Origin of the sequence: Pantoea sp. SO10 (assembly GCF_005281435.1) — a bacterium.
In the GTDB taxonomy this organism is placed as follows: domain Bacteria; phylum Pseudomonadota; class Gammaproteobacteria; order Enterobacterales; family Enterobacteriaceae; genus Pantoea; species Pantoea leporis.
Window position 1 is genome coordinate 758,483 of record NZ_CP040095.1, and the last position, 11,785, is coordinate 770,267.

Genomic DNA, 11,785 nt, shown 5'->3' on the forward strand with positions numbered 1-11,785 from the left:
TATGTCTCAGGCAGCGATACGAGTACGCAATCGCGAACCTCAGGAGCGGACACGCTCCGGGCGCAGCAACGGTGCGCGACTGTTTGGCATGGTGTTCCTGTTGATTGTGTTGGGCATTATGGTGGCGGGTGGCCTCGTGGTGCTGAAGTGGATGAATGACGCGTCACGCTTGCCGTTATCGAAGCTGGTGGTGACCGGGCAAACCCACTACACCACGCATGATGATATTCGTCAGGCCATTTTATCGCTTGGCGCGCCGGGAACCTTCATGTCGCAGAACGTGGATATCATCCAGCAGCAGATTGAGCGTTTACCCTGGATTAAGCAGGTCAGTGTGCGCAAGCAGTGGCCTGATGAGCTGAAGATAAATCTGGTGGAGTATGTTCCGGTTGCACGCTGGAATGACTCACATATGGTGGACGCCGCTGGCGTTTCCTTCAGCGTTCCGGCCAGTCACGTTGGCAAAGAAACGTTGCCGATGCTGTACGGTCCGGAAGGCAGTGAAAACGAGGTGTTAGCCGGCTATCACACCATGAGTGATGTATTAAAGGCTAACAAGTTTACCCTGAAGGTCGCGTCGATGACGGCGCGGCGCTCGTGGCAATTAGTGACCAGTGACGATGTGCGCATCGAATTAGGTCGTAGCGATACCATGAAGCGTCTGAACCGTTTTATTGAGCTTTATCCGGATTTGCAGCAGCAGGGCCAGAGTCAGAACCAGCGCATCACGTACGTTGATTTGCGCTACGATTCGGGCGCCGCAGTTGGTTGGGCCGCTGCACCGATAGAGCCACAGGACAGTAATCAGCAACAGAACCAGGCACAGGCTAAACCACAATGATCAAGGCAACGGACAGAAAACTGGTAGTAGGACTCGAAATTGGCACCGCGAAGGTGTCCGCCCTGGTTGGGGAAATTCTGCCCGATGGTATGGTCAATATTATTGGGGTGGGCAGTTGCCCGTCTCGCGGCATGGATAAAGGCGGCGTAAACGATCTGGAATCGGTGGTGAAATGCGTACAGCGCGCCATCGATCAGGCTGAATTGATGGCGGACTGCCAGATTTCCTCGGTCTACCTTGCTTTATCGGGCAAACATATCAGTTGCCAGAACGAAATCGGGATGGTTCCGATTTCGGAAGAGGAAGTGACTCAGGATGATGTAGAGAACGTGGTGCATACGGCGAAATCCGTTCGCGTACGTGATGAGCATCGTATTCTGCATGTTATCCCGCAGGAATATGCCATCGATTATCAGGAAGGCATTAAGAATCCAGTGGGACTTTCTGGCGTACGTATGCAGGCGAAAGTACATTTGATCACGTGCCACAATGATATGGCAAAAAATATTGTCAAAGCCGTTGAACGTTGCGGCCTGAAAGTTGACCAACTGATTTTTGCCGGGTTGGCATCCAGTTTCTCCGTACTGACGGAAGATGAACGTGAGCTGGGCGTCTGTGTTGTTGATATCGGTGGCGGTACAATGGATATCGCTGTCTATACTGGCGGTGCACTGCGTCACACCAAAGTGATCCCGTATGCCGGGAACGTGGTAACCAGCGATATCGCTTACGCTTTTGGTACACCGCCGACCGACGCAGAAGCGATTAAAGTGCGTCACGGTTGTGCATTGGGCTCGATTGTCGGCAAAGACGAAAATGTTGAAGTGCCGAGCGTAGGTGGACGTCCACCACGTAGCCTGCAGCGTCAAACGCTGGCTGAAGTCATCGAGCCGCGTTACACCGAACTGTTGAATCTGGTCAACGACGAGATTCTGCAATTACAGGAGCAGCTGCGCCAGCAAGGCGTGAAACACCATCTGGCGGCCGGTATCGTGCTGACCGGTGGTGCGGCGCAGATTGAAGGTTTGGCAGCCTGCGCACAGCGCGTGTTCCACACGCAAGTGCGCATCGGACAGCCGCTTAACATCACCGGCCTGACGGACTATGCGCAGGAGCCGTATTACTCTACGGCGGTTGGCCTGCTGCATTACGGCAAAGAGTCACACATGAACGGTGATGCAGAAACGGAAAAACGTGCTTCAGTGGGCAACTGGTTCAAGCGAATCAACAGCTGGCTGAAGAAAGAGTTTTAATTTTTGAAAAAGGAGATCATGCTGGCAATGTTTATGATCTCCAGGCGACAGGCACATAACGGAGAGAAATCATGTTTGAACCTATGGAATTAACCAATGACGCGGTGATTAAAGTCATCGGCGTCGGCGGTGGCGGTGGCAACGCCGTAGAGCACATGGTACGCGAGCGTATCGAAGGTGTGGAATTCTTCGCTGTGAACACCGACGCGCAAGCGTTGCGTAAGACAGCGGTCGGCCAGACGATCCAGATCGGGACCAATATCACCAAAGGTCTTGGTGCAGGTGCGAACCCAGAAGTGGGCCGCAACTCTGCAGAAGAGGATCGCGAAGCACTGCGTGCTGCGCTGGATGGTGCAGACATGGTGTTCATCGCAGCTGGCATGGGCGGCGGTACCGGTACTGGTGCAGCGCCAGTTGTGGCTGAAGTGGCAAAAGATTTGGGTATCCTGACCGTTGCGGTGGTAACTAAGCCGTTCAACTTTGAAGGCAAAAAGCGTATGGCTTTTGCCGAGCAAGGTATCGCTGAACTGTCTAAGCATGTCGATTCACTGATTACTATTCCAAACGACAAGCTGCTGAAAGTTCTGGGGCGCGGTATTTCTCTGTTGGATGCGTTTGGCGCAGCCAACGACGTATTAAAAGGCGCTGTACAGGGTATCGCCGAACTGATTACCCGTCCTGGCCTGATGAACGTTGACTTTGCGGACGTACGTACCGTGATGTCAGAAATGGGTTACGCCATGATGGGTTCAGGCGTGGCATGTGGTGAAGATCGTGCGGAAGAAGCGGCAGAAATGGCTATCTCTTCTCCGCTGTTGGAAGACATCGATCTGTCCGGCGCGCGCGGCGTACTGGTCAACATTACTGCGGGCTTCGACCTGCGTCTTGATGAGTTTGAAACCGTGGGTAACACCATCCGCGCCTTCGCTTCTGACAACGCAACCGTGGTTATCGGTACTTCTCTGGATCCAGAGATGAACGACGAACTGCGTGTTACCGTAGTTGCAACCGGCATCGGCATGGATAAGCGTCCGGAAATCACGCTGGTGACCAACAAGCCGGCCACTCAGCCAGTGATGGATCATCGCTACCAGCAGCACGGCATGGCGCCGCTGCCGCAGGAGCAGAAACCGGCTGCGAAAGTGGTGAATGACCAACCGGCGGCATCCAGCAAAGAACCCGATTACCTTGATATTCCAGCCTTCTTGCGTAAGCAGGCTGATTAAGAATATCCCGAGAATTGGGATTCTCCGCTCTTTGTGCTAAAGTATTCGCCCGCTGGTAATTTATACTGGCGGTCGGACAGGTAATATTGCGAGATAAAGCGATGATCAAACAAAGGACATTAAAACGTATTGTTCAGGCGACTGGTGTCGGTTTGCATACCGGCAAGAAAGTCACACTGACGTTACGCCCTGCGTCGGCTAACACCGGGGTCATCTATCGTCGCACTGACTTGAATCCACCGGTAGATTTCCCGGCTGATGCAAAATATGTGCGCGACACCATGCTGAGTACTTGCCTGGTGAACGATGAAGGCGTACGTATTTCAACCGTTGAACACCTGAACGCCGCATTGGCGGGCTTGGGCATCGACAACATTATTGTTGAAGTTGATGCACCGGAAATCCCGATCATGGATGGCAGTGCCGCGCCTTTTGTCTATTTGCTGATGGACGCTGGCATCGAAGAGCTAAGCAGCGCGAAGAAATTCGTACGCGTTAAGCAAACGGTGCGTGTGGAAGATGGCGATAAGTGGGCCGAGATCAAGCCGTATAACGGTTTCTCACTCGACTTTACTATCGACTTCAAACATCCAGCGATCGACTCAAGCTCGCAGCGTTACCAGCTCAACTTCTCGGCTGAGAACTTTGTTCGCCAAATCAGCCGTGCGCGCACCTTTGGCTTTATGCGTGAAATCGAATATCTGCAGTCTAAAGGCCTGTGCCTGGGCGGTAGTTTAGATTGTGCGATTGGCCTTGATGATTTCCGCGTATTAAACGAAGACGGTCTGCGCTTTGAAGACGAATTTGTTCGTCATAAAATGCTCGATGCAATCGGCGACCTGTTCATGTGCGGCCATAATGTTATTGGCGCGTTTACCGCCTTTAAATCGGGCCATGCGTTGAACAACAAGTTGCTACAAGCGGTTCTGGCTAAGCAGGAAGCCTGGGAATGGGCGACCTTCGAAGATGAAGCTGAACTGCCACTGGCATTCAAAGCACCAAATTTAGTTCTGGCGTAAGTCAGACATAAAACGGCAGGTTTCGCTGACACCCTCTCCGGTCAGTTGAACCTGCCGTTTTTTATTGCCTCATTTTTATTCCTGCCAAGCCGATCTCAATTCGCTGTAGCAACTGGCGAAACCCTGTACAAAAAAACGTGAATTCCGCCGAAGCCCCTTTAATCACTGGTGTCGAAGCCCCACATAAGTGCTATCATCTGGCGCTCACATAAGCTGGGTAACGCAGATTTTTGCTACCGCTTTATTACTTTATTCAATGCATTGTGGACGGATTGTGATCGGGATTTTCTCACGCTGGCGACAATTAGGCAGACGCTATTTCTGGCCACATCTCCTGTTGGGGATGGTGGCGGCCAGTTTAGGTTTGCCTGCCTGTGCGCAAAGTTCTGAGCCGAAAGCAAATGATTCGCCGATCAGCAGCCTGTTTGTCGGCAATGTTGTCCATTTTGACCATCTAATTCGTCTGCAGGAAAGCGCGCGTCGACCGAATTTCAACGTCGATTACTGGCACCAGCATGCGATTCGCACCGTTATTCGCCACCTTTCCTTTAGTATGACGCCGCCCGCTCAGGCGGAAGCCGATCAAGCTGTGCCGCTAACGGCACAAAAGCTGGCGTTGATAGGTTCGCTTCAGGCGTTGCTGACTTCTCCGGCGCAATCGCTGACTGTTGTTGAGCCGCAACAAAACCTGCGTCACAACGAACCACAAATCCTTTCCTCTGCTGATTGGCAAGCTGCTATTCATGGCATCCGCGCCGGGCCTTTCATTGCTTAACTGCTAACGTTTTTTCCACATCCTGAATCAGATTTTGCAGCCCGTGAAATCACGGCTGAATTGAGAAAAATTTATCATGTTAATCAAATTATTAACTAAAGTATTCGGCAGCAGCAATGATCGTACTCTGCGCCGTATGCGCAAAATCGTCGACGTCATCAATAAGATGGAGCCGGATTTCGTAAAGCTCTCTGACGATGAACTGAAAGCGAAAACTGACCTGTTCCGCGAGCGCCTGAAAAAAGGCGAAAGCCTTGAGAGCCTGATTCCTGAGGCCTTTGCCACCGTACGTGAAGCAAGTAAGCGCGTCTTCGGTATGCGTCACTTTGATGTGCAGCTGATTGGCGGCATGGTGCTCAACGAACGTTGCATCGCAGAGATGCGCACCGGTGAAGGTAAAACCCTGACCGCGACTCTGCCCGCTTACCTGAACGCGCTGAGCGGCAAAGGCGTGCACGTTGTTACCGTCAATGACTATCTGGCGCAGCGTGATGCCGAAAATAACCGTGCACTGTTTGAATTCCTTGGCCTGACCATCGGCATTAACCTGCCAAACATGCCAGCCGTGGCTAAGCGTGCAGCTTATGCCGCTGACATCACCTACGGCACCAACAACGAATACGGCTTCGACTACCTGCGCGACAACATGGCGTTCAGTCCGGAAGAGCGCGTGCAGCGTAAGCTGCATTACGCATTGGTGGATGAAGTCGACTCAATCCTGATCGATGAAGCACGTACGCCACTGATCATCTCTGGTCCGGCGGAAGACAGTTCTGAGCTTTATACCAAAGTTAACAAGATCATCCCGCATCTGGTGCGTCAGGAAAAAGAAGACTCTGAAACCTTCCAGGGCGAAGGCGATTTCTGGGTTGATGAAAAAGCGCGCCAGGCACACATGAGCGAGCGCGGCCTGGTAAAAGTTGAAGAGCTGCTGGTTAGCCAAAACATCATGGTAGAGGGCGAGTCACTCTACTCCCCGACCAACATCATGCTGATGCACCATGTTACTGCGGCGCTGCGTGCTCATGCACTCTTCACCCGCGATGTTGATTACATCGTTAAAGATGGCGAAGTGGTCATCGTTGATGAGCACACCGGCCGTACCATGCAAGGTCGCCGCTGGTCAGATGGTCTGCATCAGGCGGTTGAAGCGAAAGAAGGCGTGGAAATCCAGAATGAAAACCAGACGCTGGCTTCCATTACCTTCCAGAACTACTTCCGTATCTACGAGAAACTGGCCGGTATGACCGGTACCGCAGATACCGAAGCATTCGAATTCAGCTCCATCTATAAACTCGACACGATCGTGGTGCCAACCAACCGTCCGATGGTGCGTAAAGATATGGCCGATCTGGTCTACATGACCGAGAAAGAGAAGATTGACGCCATTATCGAAGACATCCGTGCCTGCACTGCTAAAGGGCAGCCGGTGTTAGTGGGTACAATTTCGATTGAGAAATCTGAAGTCGTTTCCAATGAACTGACGCGCGCGGGCATTAAACACAGCGTACTGAATGCCAAATTCCATGCCAGCGAAGCGGATATCGTTGCTCAGGCGGGTCAGCCTGCAGCGGTTACTATCGCAACCAACATGGCCGGTCGTGGTACCGATATCGTGCTGGGCGGGAGCTGGCAGGCTGAACTCGCCGCAATGGACGAGCCAACCGAAGAGCAGATTCAGGCGATGAAAGAAGCGTGGAAACTGCGTCACGATGCGGTGCTGGCTGCAGGCGGTCTGCACATTATTGGTACTGAGCGTCACGAATCTCGCCGTATCGATAACCAGCTGCGTGGTCGTGCGGGTCGTCAGGGTGATGCCGGTTCTTCACGCTTCTACCTGTCGATGGAAGATGCATTGATGCGTATCTTCGCTTCAGATCGCGTATCGAACATGATGCGTAAACTGGGCATGAAGCCAGGCGAAGCAATCGAGCATCCATGGGTGACTAAAGCGATTGCCAACGCGCAGCGTAAAGTGGAGAGCCGCAACTTCGATATTCGTAAACAGCTGCTGGAATACGATGACGTTGCCAACGATCAGCGTCGCGCCATCTACAGCCAGCGTAACGAACTGCTGGATGTGTCTGATGTGTCTGAAACCATCAATAGCATCCGTGAAGATGTCTACAAAACTACCATTGATACCTACATTCCGCCGCAGTCACTGGAAGAGATGTGGGATGTTGCCGGCCTGGAAGAGCGTCTGCGTAACGACTTCGATCTGAACTTGCCTATTGCTGAGTGGTTGGATAAAGAGCCCGATCTTCACGAAGAGACGCTGCGCGAACGTATCATGACCCACGCCGCGGAAAGCTATGCTGCTAAAGAAGAAGTGGTTGGCGAAGAGATGATGCGCAACTTTGAGAAAGGCGTGATGCTGCAAACGCTGGATTCGTTGTGGAAAGAGCATCTGGCAGCGATGGATTACCTGCGTCAGGGCATCCACCTGCGCGGTTATGCCCAGAAAGATCCGAAGCAGGAATACAAGCGTGAATCCTTCTCTATGTTTGCGGCGATGCTTGAATCACTGAAGTACGAAGTGATTAGCACCCTGAGCAAAGTTCAGGTACGCATGCCAGAAGAAGTGGAAGCGATGGAGCAGCAGCGTCGTGAAGAAGCGGAGCGTTTAGCGCAACAGCAGCAGCTGAGCCATGTTGATGATGCCACCGCAGCAGCCGAAGCGTTAGCCGCACAAGGCGGGGAGCGTAAAGTGGGCCGTAATGATCTCTGCCCATGTGGTTCCGGCAAAAAATACAAGCAGTGCCACGGCCGTCTGGCCTGATAAAAAAAGGAGCCTTCGGGCTCCTTTTTTTTTGCTGACGATTTAGCGTGTTATCGCCATGAGTTTCTCTTCATTTAGGCGCACGCCATGATACGGCAGCGTGACCAGTAAACCATCCGGTAAGCCAGCTCGCTTCAACAGCGCCCGGCTTTGGAACAGTAGCTGATGGTAATTGTTATCGCTAATGCTCGGATAGCTCTCATTCCAAACGGTGGCAATAATCTGACGCTTCGAGGTAATCCGCAGCAACAGACAAGAGAAGAATCGTTTTTGCGCTTCATTCAACGAAATAACTTTGTGTTCAGGCCACCATGTTAAGGTGTTCTTTGCGCTGTCTAACGTCAGGATGTCATGAAATACCAGATGGCGTAGGGCATGTAATTGTTCCGGCGTAGTTTGCGCCAGAAACGTTGTTTCTTTGAATTCCATAGGTAGTCGGGTTTAACAGAAGAAAGTGCTGCGAGTATTCCCAACATTCCCGGTTGCGATCCTTACGACATGTCTTAATCACTGGCTTTTGTAGGGCGTGGTACGTCACTTTCCGCTCAACGGTTAACATCACTCGATGTCTGATTTACACTCAGCGCTCATTTTATTAAAAAAGCGGAATCCAGCTTATGAAACACCTGCAGGTTGCGGTGGGCATTATTCGCAATACAGAACGTCAAATCTTCCTTGCCCAGCGTGCGGCAAGCTCCTACATGGCGAATAAGTGGGAGTTTCCCGGCGGAAAAATTGAACAAGATGAATCTGCCGAGCAGGCGCTCAAGCGTGAGCTGATGGAAGAAACCGGTATTGAAGTCACGTCGGCAAGCGCGATTGGTCAGGCCGATCACAGTTATGAAGATCTGCGCGTTACGCTGCATTTCTTCCTGGTTGAAGGCTGGAACGGCGAACCTTATGGTCGTGAAGGTCAGCCACAGCGTTGGGTCGAACAGCAGGATTTGGTCGCGGATGAATTTCCGCCTGCGAACCATGAATTGATCAGCCGATTAGTGGCTGGCGAGATTTAAGTGAAGGGGCGCTAAGCCCCTTACTTTTTACTGCTGTTCTTCGCTCCAGTCATCGCTGTCCATCTGGTCACCGCTGCTGGGAATACGTTTCTCTTCTGCTGCCCATTCACCTAAATCAATCAGCTGGCAACGTTTGCTGCAGAATGGCCGCCACGGGCTCAACTCATCCCAAATCACATCGCGACGACAATTGGGGCAAGGTACGGTAATTATCTCTTCCGGCATAACTTCCTCTAACAACAAGCTAATTCAAAATTCAGTCGGGCTGGTACTTCTCCACGTTCGCTGTCTAATGGCAGGAAACGAATCGCATAACGGCTTTTGTGACCCGAGACTTGTGGGTACAGCGCGTCTTCCAGAGTTAATTGCAGGCGCAGTAAATCGGATCCTTCGGCGTTATCCTGATAAAAACCGTTGAGGCTGGTTTGATGACGAAATATGCCAGACTGACGCACCAAATCGAGGATCATCGTCAAACTATTACGCAGCGGATTCAGTGATGCCAGCCAGCCATTCACCTGAACATCTCGCACCGCTTGCTCCTGATGCAGCCAGATGTGCAGGCTGGGTAGATCGAAACTGCAGCAGCCGCCGGGAATGCTCAAACGCTGACGTACCAGAGCAACCAGGCGATCTTCACGTAACTGTTGGCCCATGCGCGGTGCCGCCATGAGTTCGCTTGAGCATTGCTTCAGCTGCTGACGCAGATCATTCACGCGCAGTTCATCAATGCCTGGCACATCCAGCCAGGCGCGTAATTTTTGTTGCTGGCGCTCCAGTTCTTTTAACAATTCAGTGCGCATATCTCCGCGCTCAAAAATATCCAGTAAATCGCTAAGAATACGGAAAACGCCAAGTGCTGATACCGAACCGTTAACCGGCACCGTTTCATGCAGCTGATCAATTAGATATTCGACGCGCAGCCAGGTGCGCATCTTCTCATTCAAAGGGTGTTCAAAAAGAACAATTGTGCTCATGATGTTAATCCTTTCCGGTTGCTGCCAGGCGTAGATAGCGCTGGTGAAGCTCAGCAACGCGCGGTAGCACCTGTTCAGGCGTACCACTGTTATCAATGATGTCATCCGCACAGGCCCGACGCTGTTCACGACTAGCCTGTGCGGCAAGAATATTTTTCGCCTGACTTAGCGAAATACCATCTCGCTGTTGGGTGCGTTGCAACTGCGTGGCGGTATCCACATCCACGACCAACACGCGATCGGCCTGATGCTGTAAGCCGTTTTCGACCAACAGCGGCACCACCCAAAGCACATAAGGTGAGGTGGCCAATAATTTTAATTGTTGCGTGCGGGCGTTGATGAGTGGATGAAGCAGCTGATTGAGCCAGTTTTTCTCTTGTGGCTGTTGGAAAATAATTTCACGAAGCCGCGCACGATAGAGCGTGCCTTCTGCCGTCAAAATGGTATCTCCATGACGCTGAGCAATCGCCTTTAGGGCAGGCGTTCCGGGCTCAACAACTTCTCTGGCAATGACGTCAGCGTCAATAATATCAACGCCTAGCGCTGCGAAAGCGTTGGCAATAGTGGTTTTACCACTGCCAATGCCGCCGGTGAGCGCAACGGTATAAGGCATAGCGTTCTCGCAAAATTTATATCGTGAGCGGCGATTAACCACAGCAAGATGAGAGCATGATCACAATCAATTTTCTCAGCTAAATTTAAGGGATTGTAGCCTAAATAAAGTGAAATTCGCAGTCTTGTCGCGGAACGAATGGCGCGTATGATAACGACACTGGAGCCGTGAGCGCTACCCGAACCGCGGTTCGTCGTCACTAACCAGGATAAACAGCTATGCGCATTGAAGAAGATCTAAAACTGGGCTTTAAAGATGTTTTGATCCGCCCAAAACGTTCCACTTTGAAAAGCCGTTCCGAGGTTGAGCTGGAACGCACCTTCACCTTTAAACACTCAGGCTTGAACTGGAGTGGCATACCGATTATTGCCGCCAACATGGATACCGTCGGTACTTTCACGATGGCTGAAGCCCTGGCGAGTTTTAACGTACTGACCGCAGTGCATAAACATTACAGCGTGCAAGAGTGGCAGGCGTTTGTGCAGCGCGCGCCAGCGGCGGTGCTGAGTCATGTGATGGTCTCATCCGGTACCTCAGAATCAGATCTAACGAAGTTATCCGCCATTCTGGCGTTATCACCGCAGCTCAACTTTATCTGTATCGACGTTGCTAACGGCTACTCTGAGCACTTCGTTCAGTTCCTGCTGCGCGTGCGTGAAAGCTTCCCTGGTAAAACCATCTGCGCAGGCAACGTGGTTACCGGTGAAATGGTGGAAGAACTGATTTTGTCTGGCGCAGACATCGTCAAAGTGGGTATTGGCCCCGGCTCAGTGTGCACCACACGCGTGAAGACCGGCGTTGGTTATCCTCAGCTTTCTGCCGTTATCGAGTGCGCAGATGCGGCACACGGTTTAGGCGGACAGATCGTCAGCGACGGCGGCTGCTCGGTTCCAGGTGACATTGCCAAAGCTTTCGGGGGCGGTGCAGATTTCACCATGCTCGGCGGCATGCTTGCGGCACATGACGAGTGTGAAGGAACCATCGTTGAAGAACAGGGTGAGAAATTTATGCTGTTCTACGGCATGAGCTCCGAATCGGCGATGAAACGCCACGTTGGCGGTGTCGCACAATACCGTGCGGCGGAAGGCAAAACCGTGCGGTTACCAGTGCGCGGCCCGGTTGAGGAGACGGTTAAAGATATCCTCGGCGGTTTACGTTCGGCCTGTACCTACGTCGGTGCTGAACGATTGAAAGAGCTGACGAAACGCACCACCTTTATCCGCGTCGCTGAACAAGAGAACCGCGTGTTCACTCGTTAATCTCTGCCAACGGGCGCGCATCGCGCG

General features: G+C 52.2%; 12 protein-coding genes. 8 read left to right on the forward strand and 4 right to left on the reverse strand.

The annotated features are described in order from the left end of the window. The first annotated feature begins 1 nt into the window (after position 1). The 6 genes from ftsQ (at position 2) to secA (ending at position 7,896) form a co-directional block, all read left to right on the forward strand. Positions 2 to 841, forward strand: a complete 840-nt coding sequence (ftsQ, locus tag FCN45_RS03420) for a cell division protein FtsQ (RefSeq protein WP_101762111.1) — start codon at positions 2 to 4, stop codon at positions 839 to 841. Then, positions 838 to 2,094 carry a cell division protein FtsA gene (gene ftsA, locus FCN45_RS03425; protein WP_007888634.1) on the forward strand — a complete coding sequence of 419 codons (1,257 nt, stop codon included), beginning with the start codon at positions 838 to 840 and terminating at the stop codon, positions 2,092 to 2,094. Before ftsQ ends, ftsA begins: the two co-directional genes overlap by 4 nt. A gap of 71 nt (positions 2,095 to 2,165) precedes the next feature. After that, a complete protein-coding gene (gene ftsZ / locus FCN45_RS03430; protein WP_008108602.1) occupies positions 2,166 to 3,320 on the forward strand; it encodes a cell division protein FtsZ in 1,155 nt (384 codons plus the stop codon). A gap of 101 nt (positions 3,321 to 3,421) precedes the next feature. After that, complete coding sequence (gene lpxC, locus FCN45_RS03435) at positions 3,422 to 4,339, forward strand: UDP-3-O-acyl-N-acetylglucosamine deacetylase (RefSeq protein ID WP_097094933.1); 918 nt, start codon at positions 3,422 to 3,424, stop codon at positions 4,337 to 4,339. Positions 4,340 to 4,613: 274 nt separating this feature from the next. Then, entirely contained in the window at positions 4,614 to 5,114 is a 501-nt protein-coding gene (gene secM / locus FCN45_RS03440) for a secA translation cis-regulator SecM (RefSeq protein ID WP_222185270.1), read from the forward strand. A 76-nt stretch (positions 5,115 to 5,190) separates the two neighbouring features. Further along, a complete protein-coding gene (gene secA, locus FCN45_RS03445) occupies positions 5,191 to 7,896 on the forward strand; it encodes a preprotein translocase subunit SecA (protein ID WP_101762109.1) in 2,706 nt (901 codons plus the stop codon). A gap of 42 nt (positions 7,897 to 7,938) precedes the next feature. Here the strand turns inward: secA and FCN45_RS03450 are convergent, their stop codons facing one another. After that, on the reverse strand, positions 7,939 to 8,325 hold the full coding sequence (locus tag FCN45_RS03450) for a response regulator (protein WP_101762108.1): 387 nt from the start codon (positions 8,323 to 8,325) through the stop codon (positions 7,939 to 7,941). Between the two features lie 188 nt (positions 8,326 to 8,513). Between FCN45_RS03450 and mutT the strand changes: the two genes are divergently transcribed. Further along, on the forward strand, positions 8,514 to 8,909 hold the full coding sequence (gene mutT, locus FCN45_RS03455) for an 8-oxo-dGTP diphosphatase MutT (protein WP_101762107.1): 396 nt from the start codon (positions 8,514 to 8,516) through the stop codon (positions 8,907 to 8,909). Positions 8,910 to 8,936: 27 nt separating this feature from the next. On the opposite strand, the gene yacG is transcribed toward mutT, so the two are convergent. Genes yacG through coaE form a run of 3 tightly spaced genes read right to left on the reverse strand, consistent with a single transcriptional unit; the run spans position 8,937 to position 10,499 of the window. Beyond that, positions 8,937 to 9,134, reverse strand: coding sequence for a DNA gyrase inhibitor YacG (gene yacG / locus FCN45_RS03460; RefSeq protein ID WP_061718119.1), 198 nt, complete (start codon positions 9,132 to 9,134; stop codon positions 8,937 to 8,939). Between the two features lie 8 nt (positions 9,135 to 9,142). Further along, a complete protein-coding gene (gene zapD / locus FCN45_RS03465) occupies positions 9,143 to 9,886 on the reverse strand; it encodes a cell division protein ZapD (protein ID WP_101762106.1) in 744 nt (247 codons plus the stop codon). Positions 9,887 to 9,890: 4 nt separating this feature from the next. After that, a complete protein-coding gene (coaE, locus tag FCN45_RS03470; protein ID WP_101762105.1) occupies positions 9,891 to 10,499 on the reverse strand; it encodes a dephospho-CoA kinase in 609 nt (202 codons plus the stop codon). 218 nt (positions 10,500 to 10,717) lie between these two features. On the opposite strand from coaE, the gene FCN45_RS03475 reads away from it, so the two are divergent. Further along, entirely contained in the window at positions 10,718 to 11,758 is a 1,041-nt protein-coding gene (locus tag FCN45_RS03475) for a GMP reductase (RefSeq protein ID WP_137385157.1), read from the forward strand. Positions 11,759 to 11,785: the final 27 nt, after the last annotated feature.